General features: G+C 58.1%; 19 protein-coding genes. 6 read left to right on the top strand and 13 right to left on the bottom strand.

Annotated features, from left to right (window positions below; translation table 11 throughout):
* Positions 1–69: 69 nt before the first annotated feature.
* Entirely contained in the window at positions 70–1911 is a 1842-nt protein-coding gene (locus tag DWU99_RS20615; RefSeq protein WP_115479988.1) for a hypothetical protein, read from the bottom strand.
* 182 nt (positions 1912–2093) lie between these two features.
* On the opposite strand from DWU99_RS20615, the gene DWU99_RS20920 reads away from it, so the two are divergent.
* From DWU99_RS20920 to DWU99_RS20610, 3 genes are all read left to right on the top strand, one after another.
* Positions 2094–2288 (top strand): hypothetical protein, encoded by a 195-nt coding sequence (locus DWU99_RS20920; protein ID WP_147292994.1) that lies wholly within the window; start codon positions 2094–2096, stop codon positions 2286–2288.
* A 296-nt stretch (positions 2289–2584) separates the two neighbouring features.
* Complete coding sequence (locus tag DWU99_RS21375; protein ID WP_267897548.1) at positions 2585–2716, top strand: hypothetical protein; 132 nt, start codon at positions 2585–2587, stop codon at positions 2714–2716.
* Positions 2717–2800: 84 nt separating this feature from the next.
* Positions 2801–3073 (top strand): XAC0095 family protein, encoded by a 273-nt coding sequence (locus DWU99_RS20610; protein ID WP_115479987.1) that lies wholly within the window; start codon positions 2801–2803, stop codon positions 3071–3073.
* A gap of 220 nt (positions 3074–3293) precedes the next feature.
* On the opposite strand, the gene DWU99_RS20605 is transcribed toward DWU99_RS20610, so the two are convergent.
* The 12 genes from DWU99_RS20605 to DWU99_RS20550 form a co-directional block, all read right to left on the bottom strand.
* Positions 3294–3632 carry a hypothetical protein gene (locus DWU99_RS20605; protein ID WP_115479986.1) on the bottom strand — a complete coding sequence of 113 codons (339 nt, stop codon included), beginning with the start codon at positions 3630–3632 and terminating at the stop codon, positions 3294–3296.
* A gap of 39 nt (positions 3633–3671) precedes the next feature.
* Entirely contained in the window at positions 3672–4658 is a 987-nt protein-coding gene (locus DWU99_RS20600; RefSeq protein ID WP_115479985.1) for an RHS repeat-associated core domain-containing protein, read from the bottom strand.
* Between the two features lie 272 nt (positions 4659–4930).
* The gene (locus tag DWU99_RS20595; RefSeq protein ID WP_115479984.1) at positions 4931–6184 is read right to left on the bottom strand and encodes an ABC transporter permease; all 1254 of its coding nucleotides are present in this window, start codon (positions 6182–6184) and stop codon (positions 4931–4933) included.
* A 66-nt stretch (positions 6185–6250) separates the two neighbouring features.
* Positions 6251–8530, bottom strand: coding sequence for an FdhF/YdeP family oxidoreductase (locus DWU99_RS20590; protein ID WP_199535895.1), 2280 nt, complete (start codon positions 8528–8530; stop codon positions 6251–6253).
* Between the two features lie 170 nt (positions 8531–8700).
* On the bottom strand, positions 8701–9153 hold the full coding sequence (locus tag DWU99_RS20585) for a hypothetical protein (protein ID WP_115479982.1): 453 nt from the start codon (positions 9151–9153) through the stop codon (positions 8701–8703).
* Between the two features lie 164 nt (positions 9154–9317).
* A complete protein-coding gene (locus DWU99_RS20580; protein WP_115479981.1) occupies positions 9318–11336 on the bottom strand; it encodes a hypothetical protein in 2019 nt (672 codons plus the stop codon).
* Positions 11337–11503: 167 nt separating this feature from the next.
* Positions 11504–11923 (bottom strand): hypothetical protein, encoded by a 420-nt coding sequence (locus tag DWU99_RS20575; protein ID WP_115479980.1) that lies wholly within the window; start codon positions 11921–11923, stop codon positions 11504–11506.
* 90 nt (positions 11924–12013) lie between these two features.
* The gene (locus DWU99_RS20570; RefSeq protein WP_115479979.1) at positions 12014–12622 is read right to left on the bottom strand and encodes a hypothetical protein; all 609 of its coding nucleotides are present in this window, start codon (positions 12620–12622) and stop codon (positions 12014–12016) included.
* Positions 12623–12694: 72 nt separating this feature from the next.
* Positions 12695–13756, bottom strand: coding sequence for a hypothetical protein (locus DWU99_RS20565; protein ID WP_199535894.1), 1062 nt, complete (start codon positions 13754–13756; stop codon positions 12695–12697).
* Positions 13757–13852: 96 nt separating this feature from the next.
* Entirely contained in the window at positions 13853–14587 is a 735-nt protein-coding gene (locus DWU99_RS20560; protein WP_115479978.1) for a TSCPD domain-containing protein, read from the bottom strand.
* 216 nt (positions 14588–14803) lie between these two features.
* Entirely contained in the window at positions 14804–15274 is a 471-nt protein-coding gene (locus DWU99_RS21295; RefSeq protein WP_115479977.1) for a hypothetical protein, read from the bottom strand.
* 98 nt (positions 15275–15372) lie between these two features.
* Positions 15373–17520 carry an adenosylcobalamin-dependent ribonucleoside-diphosphate reductase gene (locus DWU99_RS20550; RefSeq protein WP_115479976.1) on the bottom strand — a complete coding sequence of 716 codons (2148 nt, stop codon included), beginning with the start codon at positions 17518–17520 and terminating at the stop codon, positions 15373–15375.
* Positions 17521–17877: 357 nt separating this feature from the next.
* On the opposite strand from DWU99_RS20550, the gene DWU99_RS20545 reads away from it, so the two are divergent.
* The 3 genes from DWU99_RS20545 to DWU99_RS20535 all read left to right on the top strand — a co-directional run bounded on the left by DWU99_RS20545 (position 17878) and on the right by DWU99_RS20535 (position 21558).
* A complete protein-coding gene (locus DWU99_RS20545; RefSeq protein WP_425476829.1) occupies positions 17878–19248 on the top strand; it encodes a DegQ family serine endoprotease in 1371 nt (456 codons plus the stop codon).
* Between the two features lie 204 nt (positions 19249–19452).
* Positions 19453–20832 carry a LysM peptidoglycan-binding domain-containing protein gene (locus tag DWU99_RS20540; RefSeq protein ID WP_115479975.1) on the top strand — a complete coding sequence of 460 codons (1380 nt, stop codon included), beginning with the start codon at positions 19453–19455 and terminating at the stop codon, positions 20830–20832.
* Between the two features lie 27 nt (positions 20833–20859).
* Positions 20860–21558, top strand: a complete 699-nt coding sequence (locus DWU99_RS20535; RefSeq protein ID WP_115479974.1) for an HAD family hydrolase — start codon at positions 20860–20862, stop codon at positions 21556–21558.
* Positions 21559–21585: the final 27 nt, after the last annotated feature.

Below are 21585 nucleotides of genomic sequence, written 5' to 3'. Positions count from 1 at the left end.
TCGCGCCCTTCCTCATCTCGAAATCTCGTGCAAAGCGACGGCCACTCGAGAAAACAAGTCGGGCAGTCTTCATAGATGGTTATTACCGTTTCGAAGTACGTCCTGCCTCTTCTCTGATGGTGACCGACGTAGCGAGACGTGTACCGAACCATAATTCATAGTATCGCAGGCGCTGGGCTTCATCACTTCGTCATCGCTAATCGACAGCGTATATCGCGCCGCTTCAAATAGTGCAGCGCTTTCGCTTTGATGCATCATCAAATAGGGCGACATGTAGCCCGCCGCAGCCGCATCATTTTGCAAGTCGTATGCAATAACCGCGTTAGTGACATAGGGAACCCACATGCCAAAATAGAACGGTTCTGGTGTATAGCCGAGGGCAATAGGTGCGTCGGCACCGAGGCTATTTAAGGCTTGCCCCGCGCGGACTAGATCCGCCGTTACTCGTCTGCCATCAGCCATAATGTAAGCATGCCGAATGACATGTGCCGATTTCCACAGCGCTATCGCTGCAAAGCACGCCGTAACCATTGGAGCGATTCGCATAGCCTTATCGCTGAACGACCTACCCTGCTGCTGTTGCGCCGTCACCGAAAGCAAAATCACGGCGCCGAGCAGTGTCGTGAAATATTCCGCGACTTTGAATCCGCCGTAACTATAGCCACGGATGACCATGAGGCTTTGCGCGACCGCAAATGTGACCAAAATAGCGACCATCGCAGTTCGGACACGGCCCAGGCCGTCTGCATGCCTGATCGCATGCCATGAAATGATGGCAATAACCAAAGTAGCGCCAAACAACGGCAGCCCGGCGTACATATCTCCAACGGCGTCGGTTGCGCCGGCGTGACTGAATTCAAGCGTCGTGCGATACACGACAAGGGTACCCCACGCCCCCCATGGTAGTAATGCGCAGGCTACAGCCAGCTCGGCGGCCAACCACCATGCCTCGACCCAAAGCAGCCGCAAGGAATATTTACGGATCGAGACACCGATGACCGCCATGCCCCTTGTCGTGAGCATAAATGCAAGCACTTCAGGATAGCCGGAGAGTATTGAGCCGAGACACAACACTGACGCAACAAACCGACCACGGGAGCGAGGCGCGAGTGCTAGAGCCACGTAGGCAGTGGCCGCTGCGAGGTTCATCGCTGTTGCGAAATTTGAATTAAATGCGACATATAGAAGTGTCGGGCTAGCAAAAAGAAATATGCAGATGACTATGCGAATCCGCCAGGACTTCGCATAAAAATCTTCGGGCAAGAAGGCGAGAACCGATAGCGCGGACACGACCACGCCAGCGGCCTGTGTAGGGTTGTATAGGTACATAGGATCAACGTTTCGCACTGCGCTAAGCCACGCCAAATAACCTTCCGCGGCGGGACGCGGCTGAATGGCCTGGCCGCCAAAATAGGCGCGGCTTATCGCATAAATGGGATGTGCAGGCGATAAATCAGCGGCACCATGAAACGCATGATCAAGCATGTAACGCGCGCTGGAAACGAATGTGAAACTGTCGGCGTTTCGCGTACCTTCAAAGACGACCGCGTGACCCATCAAAACCGGCGCACTCAATAGAACGCCAACAAGAAACGCGGCGCACGCCAATACGCAAACAAAGGGACGTTGCCGCTCTTTCAGAGCGCGCCAATCATTGCGAGCGCGTCGATATTTCCAAAGAAAAACCGTGCCAATAGCGATTAAAAAAAACAGGGGCCATGCCGTGACGCTGACTGGCCACATCATTTGAAGTGCCCTGCATACGATAAGGCAAACCGATAGGCCCAGAGCGGCAGCGTACCCGACAGCTCGCATACCGTTCCCCAATCCCAACAACGATGCGATAGGAAAACCAATCAACATCGGAACGGCGGCGGCGAAGAAAAATCCGTATCCAAATTCCAATAGCATCCAATGCCTTCAGGAAAATAACCACTATGGGTTACAGAAGGTGAGGTGTCATCAGACTTTCAAACCCCAAGCCAATCCTCCGTGTTGGCGCGGCATAACCCTTACATAGAAATTCGAATAATGACCGTATCGAGACTATGAATGACGTGCGGTAGTGAATCCGCACTCATGGCGCCGCAGGCTTGTGCACCACCAGCTCCGCAGATAATCACCACCCCATTCAACTGATTTCATTAACAAAAAAAGCTCCGGCGTCGCCGTGGTCTTTTTTAAAAAATTTAACTCTCGATGTAGGGCAATTAGAAGGCATCGAGGCGCCGCTGGTGGAAATATTGGGCGATGATGCAGCACGCTCCAAAAACTACGTATTGACCTGACGGAAAGATCGGCCGCCTATCGCACCCTTCTTCATCCCGGCGTTTCGTGCGCTAGCGACGACATTTCCAATCCGCCGCCAAGCGCTTTCGCATCTGCCGCGTAGGCATTTACCAACGCACCGAATCACTCCACCCCGACAGATGGCAAAACGCACTTCATGCGATGGTGCGTTAGTCGGGCGTGCCCATCCCTTCGATGACAACGGCACGCCCGACATGATGTGAAGTAGCGCGGATCGCCCGAGTTCAGACCTCAGACGATCCGCTGGCCACCCTCAACTTCTCAGGAGTCAATGATGGTTACGTTCGATCATACGGCACCCGCACGCCCTCGTGCCCCCGCCACGGTGCATTTCTTCTACTTCACCGCCGCGCTGACGGCGCGACGTCGAGCCACAGTGGGCATTCGCCAAAACGGAAGCAGCTGATTCCGACAAAACGAGCAGGATTTTTCTGTAGCCCTTCACGCCGCGTGCAATACGCGGCGTGACCTAAGCGTGTGGAGAACGATCATGAAAGACATGCACAGCGACCCAACGGGACCGCAGCTCTATCTCTTGTCCGAAGAAGCTTACGAAGACCTGAGAAACATCCAGACCATGCTGACGCTGATGGCACACATCGCGTACAGCGAAGACGACGCCGCCAACGGCAATGTCGTGCTGAAGATCAGCCGTGCGGATCTCTATTACTACTTCCAGGAGATCAGCGCGCAGATCGGCGACGCGCTGGATCGGCTAAGCAAGGAGAACTGGACCGACACGCACAGCCGGTTGTGGCAATGACCAAAAGGAGTTCGTCACGTTGCCCATTAAAAGGCATTTTTACCGCAGGCTCTAATTAAACTGTCCGTGGAATCGGGATGCGTTCACTCCGCCCCCTTTTTCCCGCAACACAACGGCCGCCGGTCGGCGCTATAAGGGATACACCTCTCTCCGGCATGATCGGAGACGGGTGTCTATTTGCCTATTGACCTGGGCGGCGAAATGGTGGCCCCGTTTTGGGCTACGAGCCACCTCGCATGTTAGTGACCTTCACCAATTTCGTGACCGTCAAGATTCTTTTGCAAACACCTAAATTGCCGTAGTTGCCTTGAGGTCCCAAGGTGCCCTGGACGGTGATATACGATGTGCCTTTAACGCCTTTTCCGTCATTGGAGTGCAGTTCGGCTCGCGACATATCTCCTTTCAAACACCATTGTTCATTTAAGCCGTCCGGAGTTAGGTACGCATATTCAAAGTTGTAAAAATACTCACCGCTATAGGTTTCAACTTTTGTGCCTAACGATGCGCAGCCGGCCAAGAAAAGGAAAAGCGCAAGCGATATAGATTTGTAACGTTGCATCTTCCAACTCCGATCTGTCAGCCAAAAATAAAAGACGAATCAGCAGCCTCCATTACCCGCATGCGTGCCAGGTGAGCACGTATTAGTATTTGTAGGTGCGCGAAGTATCTCTTGCATAGTTTGCTGACTTGCTTGTCCTCCATCCAAGGAATTCATAATTCCAGATTGGCTCGAATCAGCTTGCTTTATGACGTTGCCATTGACATCTACGCCGCCCTTATATTGGTCGCCTGCGCCGCTAACGTGACCGAACTCATGTGACACCGTAGCTGGCGTCACCGCGTATTCGCCAGTGGCTGAAACGGTCACTCTGTCCCCTCCAATTTTGTTTGTTTCAGCTCGCCCTGATTGAGTTACACCCTGTGTATTGGGTACAACTGAGACAAAATTAGTATGTCCGGCTGAGTTTGTACCATTGGCCTCAATGGCCTGGGCCGCCACTGTAATAGTCTGCCCATTAAGGACAACTGTCCCAGAAAAGTTTTGCTTAAATGACGCATTGATATCTGACGTCGTTATAGGCAAATGTGCACCGCCACTTACTCCGACAATGTAAGGCACTGTAAGGGTCACATGCGTTGAGTCTGTCCAGAATAATTGCGCGTCTCGACCATTGGGATCTATGTTTAGGATCGGATTGTTGCTTGCATACGCATACCGATTGAAACCGTACACATCACCCGGCTGCACTCCCGCCGGGTCCACACTCAAAAACCGTCCCGTCTCCGGGTCGTAATACCGCGCCTGCATGTACACCAGGTCGGTATCCGGATCGTTGACGTGGCCAGTGTAACCCGGCCCATTCGGCGGCTGGCCTAACGCCTGCTGGCCGTACGGCCGGTAGTCGAAGGTTTTGGTGATGTTGCCTTGCGCGTCCGCTTCGGCCAGGACCGTGCCATTGGGATCGGTGAGGATGTAGGTGACTTTGTCGGCATGCACCACGCCGCAGAGCAGCAGGCAGGTCAGTAGCCAGATCGTGCGCCAAATGGTGCGTGTAGCGCGGTGTGTTGTCTTGGCGTGACGCATACTTCTCCCTCCCTTGGGTTCGGTGTCCCTGTATCGGATACCCAAAGTGACCGCATGGAAATCGAAGTAGCGCGGTTTGGTCGTAAGGTTTCTGCCTGTCAAAGACGCAGAAAGCGGTACCAGGTTCTGAGGTATCCCCACGTTTTCATACAGGGATTCTCATTTGAGCGAGAGCCGATTGACGTTGCTCGGAATTTTGGGCGCGCAAATAGATTGAGATCACTAAATACAGTGAAAGGGAGCCGCACCGCAGCCGCCGTCGCTTACAAAGCTCACAGGTTTCGCGTCGCCTCAGCCGGCGGCACGTTGGAGGCGCGGCGTGCGGGAGCGAATACCGCACTTTGGCCCAGCAGCAAGACTACGACCACGCCGACCAGCACGTAGAGCACGGGCATACGATCCATTTGGTAGTGCTTCATCAGCAGCAGGTTGAGGCCAGTGGCCAGTGCCACGCCGATCAGGGCGCCAGCACCGGAGATAAGCAGGTTTTCAAGCTGGAAGTAGCGAAGGATGTCCACCTTGCGCGCGCCCAATGCGCGACGCATGCCCATCTGCCGATGGCGTTGACCCACCCAGAAACTGGTGAGACCCACGATGCCCGCGGCGGTGACGCCGAGCAGGATCACGCAGATCACGCTCATCAGTATCGCCATGCCTACATCGGCGCGATGGGCTTCGTCACGAATATCGGCATACGACTTCACGCTGTCGTCGTCGAGCACGCGCAGGGGATCGACTTTGTAGAGCGCGGACGCTGTCGCACGCATCGCCGCCAGCAACCGGCCCGGTTTGGCGCGAACGGCGTAATGGGAGAGATTGCTGTTGATACGCATGGGCTCGAGCACCGAGTACCCCTCGAAGGAGCCGACCCAGCTATCGGTGGAGGTGGTCTGCAGGTTCTCGATCACGCCGACGATGGTGCTCGGCGTGCTTCGGCCGTTGAGGTACACGATTTTGCCGATGGCATTGCCTTTCGGAAACAGCAGATCGGCCAAGGTCTTGTTCACCATGGCCGTGCTGGCCTGGGTGTGGTCGCTGGAGCCCTTGTTGCCGACATCGCTCGCGTTGAAGTTTCGCCCGGCGATCACGTGCAGCCCCAAGGTGGGCACGAAGTTTTCGTCGCCGAAATAGAAGATGCTGCGCGCATTGCTGCCCATCATGCTGCTGTGGGGAGTGAGCGACACCGAGCCGACCCAGCTCAACCCAAACAGCGGCAGAGCATTGACTGGCGATACGGACTCCACGTCGGGCAATGCACGCAGCGCGGCGAGGTCTTCGCGCTGCATGGCATCCAGTTTCCGGATGCTGTTCGCATCGTCGCCAGTAGGGGCGTCGACCCACTGCTGGGTGACGAGGAACATGTTCTGTTCGTCGAGGCCAACGGAACGGTTCACGCGCTGGATGCGCTGCCCGATAATGAACGACGCATTGCACACGACGGCCAGCGTCAGCGCGATCTGCAAGGCAATCAGCACCACACCCGCCTTGTGCTTGCGTAGTGCCGCAATCACGGGATGCAATTTTATGGCGCGCTCCTCAATGGCTCTTCAGCTGTCGTGTGGGGTAGCCAGAGTTAATCGTCAACCGCCCTATTATTCGGCACGCGCCACACGCACCGGAACGGACTTGTAGGAAGGCGTCCCGCTTTCCTTGTCGATATAGTCCAGAGGCACCAGGCAATTGCCCTCGGGGTAATACGTAGCCACGGAGCCTCTTGCGATTTTGTAGACCACCGCGATCACCTTCGTCATGCGGCGTTCCTGGCCTTTGCCGAATGCGGTTTCCACGATCAACTCGTCGCCTTCCGCGATGCCTCGTTCGGCGAGGTCATATTCATTCATGAAGAGCACGTCGCGCCGCCCGAAGACGCCACGGTAGCGATCGTCCAGTCCGTAGATGGTCGTGTTGTACTGATCGTGACTGCGCAGCGTGGTCAGTTTGAGGATGGTTGGGTCCGTGAAAACCGGATCTTCCTGCAGCCCGGTGAAGCGAAGGAATTCCGCCTTGCCGGACGGCGTATTCCAGATGCGCTCCGTCGGCGGCAGCGGCAACCTGAAACCTCCCGGGACACGGATACGCTCGTTGAATTTCTCGAAGCCCGGAAAGACTGCCTCGATGCCATTTCGAATGCGGTCGTAGTCCTCGATCAGATGCATCCACGGCACCTTGCTCTCGGGGAGCGTGGCGGCCGCCATGCCGGCAACGATGGCGGGTTCCGACTTCAACGCTTCCGAGGCCGGCGTCAGCTTGCCGCGCGACGCATGCACCATCGACATGGAATCTTCCACCGTGACCGACTGCGGACCCGTGGCCTGCATGTCGCGCTCGGTGCGGCCCAGGCACGGCAGGATGAAGGAGTGCTTACCCGTGAGCAGGTGCGAGCGATTGAGTTTGGTCGCGATATGCACCGAGAGTTCGAGTCGTCGCACCGCCTCGAAGCACGCCTCGGGGTCGGGCAGCGCGACCGCCAGATTGCCGCCGAGGCAAATCAGCACCTTTGATTCGCCCGCCACGATGGCTTGCATGCCGGCCACGGCGTCATGGCCGTGCGCGGCCGGCGGACGGAAGCCGAAGGTTTGCTCGATCCGCTGAAGCATGGCGGCGCCGGGCTTTTCCGTAATGCCGACCGTTCGATCGCCCTGCACATTGGAGTGACCGCGCAGCGGGCAGATGCCGGCACCGGGTTTGCCGAAGTTGCCGCGCAGCAACAGCAGGTTGGCGATCTGCTGGACGTTCTGCGTGCCCATGCTGTGCTGCGTGATGCCCATGCCATAGGTGACGATGGTCGCCTTGGACTTGGTATAGGCTTCGGCGACCTTGCGCAACTCGTCCTCGGGTATGCCCGAGATAGTCTCGATGTCCCGCCAGGACGTCGCGCGAAGATCGGCGGCGAACGCCTCGAAGCCGTGGGTGTGCTCGGCGATGAAGGCGTGATCGAGCACGACGGACTCCGGCCCCAGCACCTCATCCATCTCAAGCAGCGCCTTCATGATGCCCTTGAGCGCCGCCGCGTCGCCGCCGACTTTGGGCTGGAGGTAGGTCGACGCGATCTCGGTCGCGCCAAAGGTCGCCATCTCCAGCGGGTCCTGCGGATCGGCAAAGCGTTCCAAGGCGCGCTCGCGTAAGGGATTGAACACGATGATGGGCGCGCCGCGACGCGCCACCTCATGCAGCGTGCCCATCATGCGCGGATGGTTCGTGCCCGGGTTGTGACCCATCGCGATGATGAGCTCGCAATGATCGAAATCGTCCAGCGAAACAGTGCCCTTGCCGATGCCAATGGACTGCGGAAGGCCCACGCTGGTGGCCTCGTGGCACATGTTCGAGCAATCCGGGAAATTGTTGGTGCCGTATTCGCGCGCAAAGAGTTGATAGAGGAACGCCGCTTCGTTGGAAGCGCGCCCCGAGGTGTAGAACTCGACGGCGTTCGGGTCGGCCTGGCTGCGCAGAATCGCGCCAATGCGCGCGAAGGCTTCGTCCCAACTGACGGCTTCGTAGATGTCCTTCTCCGGGTTGTAGGCCATCGGGTGCGTCAGTCGCCCCTGATCCTCCAACTGGTAGTCGCTCCATTCGCGCAGCGACGTCACCGTGTGCGATGCAAAAAACGTCGGAGGCACGCGCTTGTTCGTCGCCTCCCAGGTGACGGCCTTGGCGCCGTTTTCGCAAAACCTGAAGGTGGATTTATGCTCCTTGTCCGGCCATGCACAGCCCGGGCAATCGAATCCTTCGGGCTGATTGGTCCGCAGGAGCGTGACGGTGGCCTCAGGAGCATTCATCTGCTCCTGAATGGCCTTGGCCGTTGCTCGCAATGCGCCCCAGCCACCCGCGGGTGCGTCGTAAGGGCGAATGCCGGGGATAGCCTTGTCAGCCATGATGCCACCTCACTGCCGCGCTTGTAGCGCCTGATTACCGTCGACCTTTTTGGACACTCGGTTGCGGCGTCTGTTCCGGCAAAGTTCCGTCTAAAGATCCGTGGCGCGGCACCGCACTGAAATATCTGCCTCTGGGCCGGCATTGTCCAGATGAAGAGGCGCGAACCATCTCAGCGGCTTGAGCGAAGTTCCTTGATGTACAAAGGAATCGGCAATATGACGAAAGAAAAAATCGCGATCCACACCCAAAGAAATATCAGCGTTTTATTCCAGGCGGAAACAGTGCCACTCATGCTTCGCGATGGATCGTCCACGCGATAGGTAATCGGAATGACGACACCGGGCTCCAGCTTTTGGCACGAGCCGTTGCCATCCCAGCCGCCCCATTGAGTAGCCCCGGTGTAAGGCTGCCCATCCACCTCATAGCTATAGGTGTAACTGAAGCCTTTGCTCGCGCAGCTTCGCGAAACGACGACAGCTTTCGACACCACGCTTGCGTAGCTAAACGGCACAACGTGGACGATCCAACACACCAACACGAGGCCGCACACGCATCCCCACACCCAGGCAAAGCTGCGGCGCTTGGCGACGTAGTATTCGCGAAATCCGTCGTACCCATCCATTTCCTCACCCTCCTTTTTGCTGAGGAAAGCAATCTCGGCGTTTTTTCGCGCTTATTCTTCGAAAGTGAACCAGACACCGCATGGAACCTGTAAGAGCAACAGGAAAAAAGGGGATTAAGTATTTTTAACTACTCCATCCCCTTTTTCCCGCTCATGGCAAAGCACTATTTAGCGTAGCTCAGTGCAAACTTTGCTGTTTGGCCGCCGAATGTCTGGCCATCTTCCAGGCTGATTTTTTGCGGACCACCGGCGACGGACGGATAGAGCCAGAGCGCGACTCCGACGCTGCCCCCATCCTTGCTTAATCGATAGGTCAAATCATCGCCCGCTGATACGTCCAGTGTGGGCGTCACCGCGATCATGAACAAACTGTTGTCCAGCGACGTTTGCAAGTCACCCGAACCGGAAGCGCACTGGCGCCCCTTGCAAAGCGTTAGCTGGAGTGAGCCATTGGACGTATTGAAATAGGTCCCTACCACAACCTCGAAAGCGACGATCCGGCCGGCTCTAGGTGCATGGATGCTGCCAAAGGCAGTCTGGCCTGCGTTGAGGATCAATGGCGTTCGATCACTCTCATCATTGGGCAAAAAAGCAAGCTGGCTGGCAGGGATCGGCACCGGTGCGGCGCGTGGCACTAGAACGGTTACGGCGGGTTCCAGTTCGCAGGATGGGTGAAGTGCGAGAGAAGAGAACGTCTGTTGCAAAGCATTCGCAGAGGTCGGGGGATAGTTCGACGATCGTGCGAACGGTGCCTGCCATTTCATGGCGACGATGCTCAACCAACCCAGGCCTTGTGTCGAGTAATAGTCCTGATGGGTGAGGCGCGGCAACATCGCCCGGATGGTGAGGTTATCGAGCAAGGACTGCAGGCGCGTGGCATCCGGGTAGGGGATGTAAAGCGGGGGTTGCTGCAAAACGACGGGGTTGCCAGTGGCCAGGTAATCACGCACGTGCCTGGTTTCGTTCACCGTAAGCGCATGTCGTTGAACCAGTGAACTCATGTCGCTTCCTTGACGTCTGTGCAGGCCAGCCAAGGTTGCAGCGAAGAACAAGGTTGCGATAGTCCAGCTGACAAGCCGTTTGTTCGTGGTTGCCAGCTGGACAAGTGCCAGGTATGCGTTCAAAGCCATGGCCATGGCGGGGATGTCCATATAGCGCGAGGAAAGCGCGCTCATGTCGTGACCACGAGAGTGGGCGATCGCGAGAAATTGCAAACCCACCCAGGTCAGCATGCCGGCGGCAAATGCGTCGGCAGGGCAAAGGTTGCGTCCTCGAAGCACGCGGACAATCCAGACCAGCGTGGGCAGCCACAACACCACCATTAACAACCACCATCGCCGAGACGTTGATGGTTGCCAAGGCCAAGCCAGGTTGATCAGCAAGGAGCGAACATGCTCGGCCAAGCCATGCGCCTTTAGAGATTCGTGGTAGGGAATCGCAGGTGTAAACACCAAGCCGACAAGGGCGATCAACGCCATGCAGACGAATACACAGGGGGCAAAGTATGCCGAAGCGGGCTTTTGCGACCTGTTGCGTACAACCACCACCACGATGACGGCCAGGCAAGCAATCAGACCGGAAGCCATCGTGAACAAAGACATGATCCCAAAAGCCAGAAGCAACCCGATGTCGCGGCCCGAGCCTTTGCCAAAGGCAGCGACGGATTGCATCGCAATGGCTACCAATGCCATGAAGTAAAACGCGCTCTGAAATCCGGATGCGATGTTTTCCCACGCAAACGGAAGCGCCGCCAGCACGGTCATGAAGACCAGCAGCCCTAGCCGTTGCGATAGGTGTGGAAGGCCCCGACAAAGTCGCGCGTATAGCAATGCTTCCATCGCCGCGAATACTCCGGCGCAAGCATAAGCTTCGACCAGATTGTCCCACTGATGATGATTGAGTTCGAATAGAGCTAGCGTAAGCAAACGCGTCAGGGCAATGCGGTGTTCATTGTGTGGACTGAACAGGTCCATCCAATGCCAAGTGCCGTTTAGCCATGGCAGTAAAAGCCGATCAGCCTCCCCGTCCCACTGATCCCAGTAGGGCAAGCTGCCTGCGTACACTGACACGTATGCAAAGCGCGCCGCCAAGGCCGCCAGAAACATCAGCCATGGGGTGATACGCCACCAGCCATCGAATCTGGCGAAAGAAGGGGATGCCGAGTCGGCAGCGTGATGCGTCATTTCAGTGTTCCTGGAACGAAATTTGTTGCACTGTCACCAGGAAAGCCAATTCCAGGCGCCAAGCCTTAACTGTTGTCGATCAGCGCCTCAAAAATCCATCTACCTTTCAAAGAAGAAAAAGGAAGAGAGCGTTTCTCCATCACAAGTACGCTGTGGTAGTCCCGATTTCACGAAGCGCTCGGCGGTAACTCACCAAAAACAGCTCGATAGGCCTTGCGCTTGTATAGCAACGACGCCTGTGCCCGCTCTTCGGTGAGTAGACTCCACGACCAATGCACGCCGCCCTCATCCTTTTTGTTTGAATTAGTCGCAATGGCAAGCAGATAGGACCCATCAGGCGCTCGGCAAAGCCACCGTGCGTCCAACATGGAAAATCCGCCAAGGCCGTCCCTTTTAGCCATCGCAGGCCAACGATAAAGAATTTTTAGGTCGTCTGACCTCACTTCCTTTCCGTCGATGACCGCACGCTGTCCGACGAAGGAAGCCCCCACTAGCTCTTCGACACTGCTTTGCGTCATGCGGCGTGCAACGATCAGCACGGTGGCCGCGAGCAGGATGACAAAGAGTCCTGGCAACATACCTTCCATTTATCGCATTCGCCTTTTTACAAACCTCTTCCGTTTCCGGGGTCAGAGTCGGCTCCTTAAAAAGTGCACTCTGACCCTGGTTTTGGAAGTCTAGTTTTGCCAGAGCCAATTTGACGCCACCATTGCCATCGCAATCAAAATAAAACCAACAATCAGAATGGCATTCATGCGACGCCCATTTTCACGTGCGAGCCTCGGAGGCTCACTTGGCACCCAATGCGTGTCGCCAGCCACCCGCATCTCCCACGGCCCCCACACGCCGCGCCTATAGAAAAGCGCTCTATAGGGCTTCAATTTAAAGCCCAGCTCGGCGAGCAGCGCGTCGAAACCTACCAACCCTCCGTCAATCTTGGTCAGAAGGATATTTTCTTTATCCAACACCAACGAATCCGTTCCACCACGTGGCTGACTAGTGGTTATCACTTCCGAAATGAGGTGAAGCGAAATTTTCTTAACACGGAAGACACCGCGAATTGATATCGCGTCATCATCTATTCGAATGCGATAACGCCTGACATAGAAGCAGCCATATACCAAGAACGTAAGAATGCTGACGTCTACCAAGCCAAAGATGACGCGGCCAATCGTGCTTGGGTTGCCCGGCCCGGATGCCAAGATGATACCCACACCAAACACAATGGGCACCGCGACGAGCACTAGTAGAAGATATAACAACCAACTTGGGAAGCGGCACTCCATAGCTCCTCATCCGTGGCGTAGCGTGAGTGTCATAAAAGTACTCTGACCCCTTTGTTTGTACTTTGTTTGTAGTCACTCCCTTTTGCGCAGCACTGCCTCTTCAGGATGATTGATGGCCGATAAAATATTTTCGGCCACTTTGTCCATGAGTTTATTGCCCCAAAAAGGATCATTCACATCGTAATAGATAACGCGAATATGTTTTAAGTCGAAAGGGATATCGGCTTCGTTTGATGAAACTAGCACTACAGGCTTTTCCAACGCATGAGCCAAACCCAGCTCGTAAAACACATTAGGGTTTCTACTTGTAAGCTCAGCGACAAGTACTTTTGCCGAGTTTATCCCAGTCCAAATTTGGTCAATAATTTTTCCGGTACCAAATATTTCCGCGTCTGCACGCACTGGCCGCAGGCCAGCTTTTTCAATAGCGGGCTTATAAATCTTTGCGTAATAGTCACCAAGCGGGGGAGCGAACGGCATCATTACAAAGCATGAGTCATTCGCATCTACCTTTACCGATTTCTCCAACTTCTTCAGAGTCGGAGACGAACCACCATCCGACGAGCCAGTAGATACGTCGATTACCCTTGTCTTCCCATCAGCTTCCGCCAATAGCTCAGCCGCGTTTAAGGAATCGATAAAAATGTCCTGAAATTCTTGAACCTTGTCTGCAGGAACGCCAAAGGTATCAATGAGAGTGTTGTGGAAAAATTGAGAATCGGGAAGGTTCTCACCACGATAATGCCCATATACCTCGGAAATCACGGGTGCACTCAATACTGCTTCTCGCATCCCTTCCAGTCTATCTTGCGGATCTTGAGGTCGAAGAATTCGCTTGGCGCGATCCGTAACCGCAATTTGACCAGGGTTGGGTCTTTCCAAAAATCCATATTTAATACCGGAGCTCACTTCAACCTGGTATGGTCCTGCCGCACCAACTCCCAAGAAAGAGGCTGACTCTGCAACTGTGCATGGTTTGCCTGCGTTTTGTTCCAATATTGCCTTCGGAATTCTTAAAGACTTATCTACGGCGTTACGTGGATATTTAGCCGGAGGAGAAATCAGTTTCTCTCCGCTTTTTTCCCGTGCTGACTTCCTCGCGGCTGGTTTCGCGGGTTTCTTCTTCAGCGCCATAACAACCTCCTGATTTCGTATCCCTACTTGACTATGCTTGCAAAAAGACAAAGGGCGACAATGCTGTCGCCCCTGTAATCTACATATTTGGGTTCTTTACCCACACTTGCTATACCCACAATTCAAACAAGTTTGACACCCATCCATCAGCACCAGCGCCTTGGTGTTGCACTTGGCGCATAGCGTCGCACCCGGCGGAAAGCCAGCGGAGTCGCTGGTGTCCGCGTCAGTGGGACTCAGCTCAGTTTTTTTTTGAGCGGCTTGTTCGTATGCGGCACGCTTTTCGGCAATCAACGCACGCTGGCCTTCGCTCATCTCGGGATCGTGGATGAGGCCGATGTTCTTCATGTGCTGCTCGATCACCGCGCCGATCTCGGCGACGATGCTGGGCATGTAGACGCCGCCGGCTTTGAAGTAGCCGCCGCGGGGGTCGAATACGGCTTTCATTTCCTCGACGAGGAAGGTGACGTCGCCGCCTTTGCGGAAGACGGCGGAGAGGATGCGGGTGAGCGCCACGATCCACTGGAAGTGGTCCATGTTCTTCGAGTTGATGAAGATCTCGAAGGGGCGGCGCTGTTCGTACTTGGTGCCGGCGTTGAGCACGATATCGTTGATGGTGACGTACAGGGCGTGTTCGAACAGCGGCGACTTGATCTTGAAGGTGGAGCCGATCAGCGCCTCGGGGCGCTCCAGGCTCTCGTGCATCTGGATGACTTCGGCGACCGGAGCTTCTTTGGGCTCGACGGCGGCGGGTGCAGCGGCGGCCGCGGCTTTGTCCTCGGGCTTGACGACCTGGTAGCCCTTGATCTTCTTTTCGATCTTGATCGTCATGTGCGGTGGTCCTGAGTGTTTGGCGGTGCGCGGCTGGTGCGGCTGGTGCGGCTGCTGGTTTGTGGCTTGGGGTTTTCGCGCCTGGCAGCTTGAAATGTTGGGGCTTCGATGCCCCCTCACCCCGACCCTCTCCCCGGAGGGGCGAGGGAGGAAAACTTTTGGAGCGTCTTAAAAAAACATCCGGCCCGGCGCGAACCGGGCCGGATGTTTTATGACTTACTTCTTGCGGGCGGCCTTCTTGGCGGTTTTCTTGCTCGCCTTACGACCGGCCTTCTTGCTGGCAGTGGACCTCTTGACCGCTTTCTTAGCGGCTTTCTTTACGGCCTTTTTGGCCGTCTTCTTACCGGCGGCCTTTTTGGCCGTCTTCTTGCTGACCTTCTTTGCAGCTTTCTTGGCCGTCTTCTTCACGGCCTTCTTGCTGGCTTTCTTGGCGGCGCCTTTCTTGGCGGCTTTCTTCGCGACTTTCTTGGCTGCGCCCTTCTTTGCAGCTTTCTTGGTCGCCTTCTTGGCAGCCTTCTTCACCGCTTTCTTCGCTGCCTTCTTGGCCGGCGCTGCAGCCTTGGCTTTCTTGGCAGCCTTCTTGCGGCGAGCCTTTTTCGGTGCAGCCGGAGCAGCTTCGGCGGATTCCGCAGCAGCCGGTGCGATCAGATCTTCATGATGAACTTCGAACTCGGTATCGATGGACATGCGGGTATTCCCCTCCGGACGTTTGTTATGGAACTAGCGATAAGTGTATTACGGTGTGTGCGAAACGTAGCGCGAATTCGCGTTACATGCCACAACAACTAGAACTTGCCGTAATAACCTTCCTTCAAGGCATCGAACAAATTGGCGGCGCTGTGCATCTCGCCGTCGTACTCCACTTCTTCGTTGCCTTTCAGTTCCACAACGCTACCGTCTTCCAATTCGAAGCGGTAGAGGGTGTTCTCGAGGTCGGCTTCTTTTACCAGCACGCCCTGGAATGCAGCGGGGTTGAAGCGGAACGTAGTGCAGCCCTTGAGGCCCTGTTTATAGGCGTAGAAGTAGATGTCTTTGAAATCTTCGTACGGGTAATCGGTGGGTACGTTGGCGGTCTTGGAGATGGAGGAATCCACCCACAGCTGCGACGCGGCCTGGATGTCGACGTGCTCTTTGGGCGAGATGTCGTCGGCGGACACGAAGTACTCGGGCAGCTTGGCCTTGGTGTCTTCGGTGAACGGCATGGCGTCCGCGTTGATGAGGGCGCGGTAGGCGAGCAGTTCGAAGCTGAAGACCTCGACTTTTTCCTTGGTTTTGCGGCCTTCGCGGATCACGTTGCGCGAGTAGTGATGGGCGAAGCTGGGCTCGATGCCGTTGCTGGCGTTGTTGGCCAGCGACAGCGAGATGGTGCCCGTGGGCGCAATAGACGTGTGGTGCGTGAAGCGCGCGCCGACTTCGGCCAGCTCTTTGACGAGGTTGGGCGCCACGGAGGCCACGCGCTGCATGTAGCGGCTGTACTTGGCGTGCAGTACGCGGCCGGGGATGAGATCGCCGGCCTTGTAGCCGTCTTCGACCATTTCCGGGCGCTTGCGCAGCATCTCGCCAGTGACGGTGTAGTTCTTGGCGAGCACGGGTGCCGGGCCTTTTTCCTTGGCCAGGTCGAGTGCCACTTCCCAACCGGCGACCGCCATTTCGCGCGAGACGTCTTCGGTGAAGGCGACGGCTTCGGCGCCGCCGTAACGCATCTTCAGCATGGTGAGCGTGCTGCCCAGGCCGAGGAAGCCCATGCCGTGACGACGCTTGGAGAGGATCTCGTTGCGCTGCTGTTCGAGCGGCAGGCCGTTGATCTCCACCACGTTGTCGAGCATGCGGGTGAAGATCTTCACCACTTCGCGGTACTCGTCCCAGTCGAAGCGTGCCTTCGGGCCGAACGGATCGCGCACGAAGGTGGTGAGGTTCACCGAGCCGAGCAGGCACGAACCGTACGGCGGCAGCGGCTGCTCGCCGCAGGGATTGGTGGCGCGGATATGCTCGCACCACCAGTTGTTGTTCATCTCGTTCACCTTGTCGATGAGGATGAACCCGGGCTCGGCGTAGTCGTACGTCGAGACCATGATCATGTCCCACAGGTGACGCGCGCGGATGTGGCCGTAGATCTTGCAGGCGACCAGGCCGTCTTCGCGCTCGACGTAGTGTTCGTGGGTGGGCCATTCGCGCCACACGACCTTGGCGGGGTCGTTGAGGTCGATGTCGTCCTGTTCCTTGACGTGCACCGGGAAGACGAGCGGCCAATCTTCATCGTGCTCCACCGCCTGCATGAAGCCGTCGGTGATGAGCAGCGAGAGGTTGAACTGACGCAGGCGGCCGTCTTCGCGCTTGGCGCGGATGAATTCCTTGACGTCGGGATGGCTGACATCGAACGTGCCCATCTGCGCGCCGCGACGGCCACCGGCCGAGGAGACGGTGAAGCACATCTTGTCGTAGATATCCATGAACGACAGCGGGCCGCTGGTGTAGGCACCGGCACCCGACACGTACGCGCCGCGCGGGCGCAACGTGGAGAACTCATAGCCGATGCCGCAGCCGGCCTTCAGCGTGAGGCCCGCTTCGTGCACTTTCTCCAGGATGTTGTCCATCGAGTCGCGGATGGTGCCGGACACGGTGCAGTTGATCGTGGAGGTGGCAGGCTTGTGTTCCAGCGCGCCGGCGTTGGAGGTGATGCGGCCGGCCGGAATCGCACCGCGGCGCAATGCCCACAGAAAACGTTCGAACCACTGCTCGCGCAGTTCCGGCGTGGCTTCCACATCGGACAGGGCGCGCGCGACGCGCTGCCAGCTGTCGTCGATGGTGGCGTCGACCGGCTCACCCGTCTTGGTGCGCAGGCGGTATTTCTTGTCCCAGATATCCTGCGATGCGGGCTGCAGCGGAATCGCGGCGGCATCGCGGGCCATGGTTGTTGCACGCAAGGTGCTCATCGGCTTCCTGACCTCCCGGTATGGCCTCACGGCCCCGTTGGTTTCTTATAGATAGATGTGATGGCGCCGGTTGACCGGGAACGACCCGGTCGTGCCCGGCTCACGCCCCGCGCGTGGCCCAGGCCTGGCGTTACTTCGCGAACAGCGGCAGCCCCCTCCTGACGTTATTCACATGGGTACCAGTTCTTGGGTGTTCAACCGGCACCAGCACACAAGATGTTGTGATTGCGAACTCGCGGAAACGTTACCCCCCCGAAGGGGCGATGTAAAGTGGTAACTGCATCTCATTTGTCGGGAACCGTCCGCCGGGTGTTCAGTCGAAGAAGCCGGACTTTCGATCGTCGACCAGGAGACTTCATGCAACCCCGTTTTCTCCGCAGTTTTTCCGCTGCTTTCGCCATCGCATTGTGCGCTGCGACGATGCACGCCCATGCATCGATACCGCCGTCGGTGGATGGTCAACCCCTGCCCTCGCTCGCGCCGATGCTTCAGAAAGTGACGCCGGCGGTGGTGAACATTTCCACCAAGACGCGTGTACGGGTGAACAACCCGTTCTTCAACGATCCGGTGCTCCGGCAGTTCTTCGGACTGAACGGCGTGCCGCGCGATCGGGTGGAGCAGAGCCTGGGCTCGGGCGTGATCGTGGATGCGGCGAAGGGCTACATCCTCACCAACAATCATGTGGTGGGCGGCGCCGACGACATCACGGTGACGCTGCAGGATGGGCGCGATTTCAAAGGCACGCTGGTGGGGACCGATCCGGCCACCGACGTGGCGGTAGTGAAGATCAACGCGACGGGATTGCAGGCGCTGCCCATAGCCGATTCGAGCCAGTTGCGCGTGGGCGATTTCGTGGTGGCGGTGGGCGATCCCTTCGGCCTGGGGCAGACGGTGACGTCGGGCATCGTGTCGGCGCTGCAACGTTCAGGTCTGGGCGGATCGAGTTTCCAGAATTTCATCCAGACGGATGCATCGATCAATCCGGGCAATTCCGGCGGTGCGCTGGTGAATCTGCGCGGCGAACTGGTGGGCATCAATACGATGATCCTCTCGCCGTCGGGCGGTAACGTGGGCATCGGCTTTGCGATACCGACGAAGATCGCCGGCGAGGTGATGGAGCAGTTGATCGCGCACGGCAAGGTGAGCCGCGGCAACCTGGGCGCGCAGACGCAGGACGTCACGCCGAACATCGCCAAGCTGCTTGGGCTGAAGGACAGCAACGGCGCCGTGGTGACGCGCGTGATGCCGGGCTCGGCTGCCGATCGCGCGGGCCTGCAGGTGGGCGATGTGATCAAGTCGATCAACGGTGCGCCGCTGGAGAATGCCGATCAGCTCAACAACACCGAAGGTCTGCTGCCGGCCGACAGCACGGTGACATTGGGCGTGCTGCGCAACGGCGCCACACGACAGGTCACCGCAAAGCTCACGCAGGAGAAAGTCGCCACGCTCGATGGCGGCAAGCTCGATCCGCGCCTGGCGGGTGTCACGTTCAGCGAGCTGACCGATCAGCAGGCCAGCGAGGCTACGTCGGGAATCATTGCCACGTCAGTTAATCCCGACAGCCGCGCTGCACAAGCGGGGCTTTCCTCGGGCGATGTGATCGTCGGCATCGGCAATCGGCGCATCACCAGCCTGCGCGATTTGCAGGGTCTGGCGGCGGCGCGCCCGCGTCAGCTGGTGCTGCTGGTGGCCACCGATGAGGGACTCAACTACGTGGTGATTCAGTAGTTTCGCGGGAGGGCGCGCGCCGGCTTAGCACGCCGATGCGCTCCCTTTCCATCGACCTTTTCATGCAAATACATGAACGTACTAAATGTTTTGGCTTGATGTTTTGGCTCCGGACCGCTGAAATACAGCAACTCCGTCACTGCATACACGCTTTGTTGACGGCACACTTGCACCACTCCGCCACTTCGTAGGTCGCATTTCCCTATGCCAGTACGCATTACCCGCTTGCTCTCCGCCGCCCTGATTGGTGCCGCGCTCTCCACCACCGCCGTGATGGCCGCCACACAATCATTGACCTGGCGAGGTGACGTGGTCACCGCCAACGGTGTCGTCAAGGGCATGGCGAAAGCCTGGCAGTCGTCCGGGCACGGCAACCTGGAAATTCAGCCATTCAACACGGCATCGGGCCTGGATGCGGTGGCGAGCGGCGCTGCCGACATCGCCGGCAGCGCGCGCGGCAGCTCCGGTAGCGCCATCGATAGCAACCTCTCCTTCACGCCGGTGGCGTGGGATGGCCTGGTGCTGGTGACCAGCCCGTCCAATCCGGTGAGCAGCCTGACGCTGCAGCAGGTGCACGACATCTACTACGGCAGGATCACCAACTGGCAGCAGGTCGGCGGCAACGATGCGCCGATGGATGTGTTCGCCGTGGCCAGCCCCGGCGACGGCGTGGAATACAGCCTGCGCAAGCTGGTGTTCGGTCGCGGCAGCCAGCCGGTGGCCGCGCCGCGCCTGTATGTGAACACCACGCAGCTGGAACAGTCCGTGATGCTCGATCCGCGCGCTTTCGGCGTGACCACGCTGTCGAGCGTGGCGGGCAATCCGAGGATCAAGATGCTGCGCATCGACGGCGTTGCGCCGAGCGCGTCCACCGTGGCCAGCGGTGCGTATCCGCTGTTCACCGAACTTTATCTGGTGACCAATCCGAGCAGCCCGAACGCCGCGGCGGCGAAGTCCTTCATCGATTTCGTGCAGAGCGCAAAGGGCGATGCCGTGCTGCGCTCGCATAGCCTGGCCCCGTATCAGGGTTCGCCGCTGATCGCGATGGACGCTTCGCGTCGCAGCCGCCTGCTCGCCGAAGTGGGTGCGCATGCCAGTGCCGAACCGACCCAGCAGTATGCATCGGCACCCGCCGCGCGTCCGGCGCTGGCAGCCGCAGCTGCCGCACGTCCGGCAGTGGCTGCCAAGTCCGCGTTGAACGGCGTTGCCGGGAGCGTGGTGGCCGCGCCTGGTATCAGCAGCCTCAAGGGTGTGCGCGGCGATGCCTTTACCGAAGCCAGTGCCAGCAGCCGTGGCGGCAACTTTGCCAAAGTCACTGCCGATGCCTATGTGAGCTACGGCAAGGTCGCCAAATCGACCACCAAGTCCGGCAAGGCGGTCGAGTCCACGGGCAAGAAGGCCGAGTCCAAGAAGATCGTCAGCGCCACCAAGGCATCGACTAGCAGCTATCGCGTCGGTGCGGGCGAAACGCTTTATTCGATCGCACGCAAGCATGGCGTGGACGTGGCGCAGATTCGCAGCTGGAATCACCTCAAGGACAACACGGTTCGCACCGGCCAGGTGCTGCGCATCGAAGCGCGCTGATGTTGTTCCCCTAAGCAGGATGCCCCGATGCGCATCCTCGCGCTGACCATCGATCTGGACGACACCCTGTGGCCGGTCATGCCGGCCCTGGAAAAAGCCGACCGCGATCTGGACAACTACCTGCGTGAGCACTATCCGCAGGTAGCCAAAACCTGGCCGATTCCGGCGATGCGCGCACTGCGGGCGCGCGTCGCCGCCGAACGCGTGGACCTGGCGCACGACTTCACCGCGCAGCGCTACATCACCATGCAGCGCGCCTTCGATGCCTGCGGCATCGCCGAGGCGCCGCTCGATGCGCTGTGGGAAATCTATGCAAGCGCGCGCAACAGCGTGGAGCTGTATCCCGATGCCCTGCCCGCGCTCGAACGCCTGCGCAGCATGCGGCCGGTGGCGAGCCTGACGAACGGCAACGCCGATCTGGAGCGCATCGGACTGGACCACCATTTTGCGTATCACATTGCCGCGCGCGACATCGGCGCGGCGAAACCCGACGCGCGCATTTTTCATGCGGCATCCACCCTGTTGAACGTGGCGCCGGAACACATCCTGCATGTGGGCGACGATCCGGAACTGGACGTCGTCGGCGCGCGCGATGCCGGACTGCGCACCGCGTGGATCAATCGCGCCGGGCACCCCTGGCCGGGCACACTGGGGCCCGCGCCCGACCTGGATCTGCGCGACCTGGCCTCGCTGGCGGAATGGCTGGATCAACAGGGCGCCGCCTGATCGGCCGGTTTTGAACCGCCTCGGAAA

Source organism: Dyella psychrodurans (genome assembly GCF_003363265.1).
Taxonomy (GTDB): domain Bacteria; phylum Pseudomonadota; class Gammaproteobacteria; order Xanthomonadales; family Rhodanobacteraceae; genus Dyella_B; species Dyella_B psychrodurans.
This window is presented reverse-complemented; position numbering and strand designations above follow the sequence as displayed.

Bases quoted from the DNA above. Each gene is read 5' to 3' on its own strand.
- DWU99_RS20615 (WP_115479988.1), bottom strand. From the start codon at position 1,911: ATGCTATTGGAATTTGGATACGGATTTTTCTTCGCCGCCGCCGTTCCG.
- DWU99_RS21375 (WP_267897548.1), top strand. From the start codon at position 2,585: ATGGTTACGTTCGATCATACGGCACCCGCACGCCCTCGTGCCCCCGCC.
- DWU99_RS20610 (WP_115479987.1), top strand. From the start codon at position 2,801: ATGAAAGACATGCACAGCGACCCAACGGGACCGCAGCTCTATCTCTTG.
- DWU99_RS20605 (WP_115479986.1), bottom strand. From the start codon at position 3,632: ATGCAACGTTACAAATCTATATCGCTTGCGCTTTTCCTTTTCTTGGCC.
- DWU99_RS20600 (WP_115479985.1), bottom strand. From the start codon at position 4,658: ATGCGTCACGCCAAGACAACACACCGCGCTACACGCACCATTTGGCGC.
- DWU99_RS20590 (WP_199535895.1), bottom strand. From the start codon at position 8,530: ATGGCTGACAAGGCTATCCCCGGCATTCGCCCTTACGACGCACCCGCG.
- DWU99_RS20585 (WP_115479982.1), bottom strand. From the start codon at position 9,153: ATGGATGGGTACGACGGATTTCGCGAATACTACGTCGCCAAGCGCCGC.
- DWU99_RS20580 (WP_115479981.1), bottom strand. From the start codon at position 11,336: ATGACGCATCACGCTGCCGACTCGGCATCCCCTTCTTTCGCCAGATTC.
- DWU99_RS20575 (WP_115479980.1), bottom strand. From the start codon at position 11,923: ATGGAAGGTATGTTGCCAGGACTCTTTGTCATCCTGCTCGCGGCCACC.
- DWU99_RS20570 (WP_115479979.1), bottom strand. From the start codon at position 12,622: ATGGAGTGCCGCTTCCCAAGTTGGTTGTTATATCTTCTACTAGTGCTC.
- DWU99_RS20565 (WP_199535894.1), bottom strand. From the start codon at position 13,756: ATGGCGCTGAAGAAGAAACCCGCGAAACCAGCCGCGAGGAAGTCAGCA.
- DWU99_RS20560 (WP_115479978.1), bottom strand. From the start codon at position 14,587: ATGACGATCAAGATCGAAAAGAAGATCAAGGGCTACCAGGTCGTCAAG.
- DWU99_RS21295 (WP_115479977.1), bottom strand. From the start codon at position 15,274: ATGTCCATCGATACCGAGTTCGAAGTTCATCATGAAGATCTGATCGCA.
- DWU99_RS20550 (WP_115479976.1), bottom strand. From the start codon at position 17,520: ATGAGCACCTTGCGTGCAACAACCATGGCCCGCGATGCCGCCGCGATT.
- DWU99_RS20545 (WP_425476829.1), top strand. From the start codon at position 17,878: ATGCAACCCCGTTTTCTCCGCAGTTTTTCCGCTGCTTTCGCCATCGCA.
- DWU99_RS20540 (WP_115479975.1), top strand. From the start codon at position 19,453: ATGCCAGTACGCATTACCCGCTTGCTCTCCGCCGCCCTGATTGGTGCC.
- DWU99_RS20535 (WP_115479974.1), top strand. From the start codon at position 20,860: ATGCGCATCCTCGCGCTGACCATCGATCTGGACGACACCCTGTGGCCG.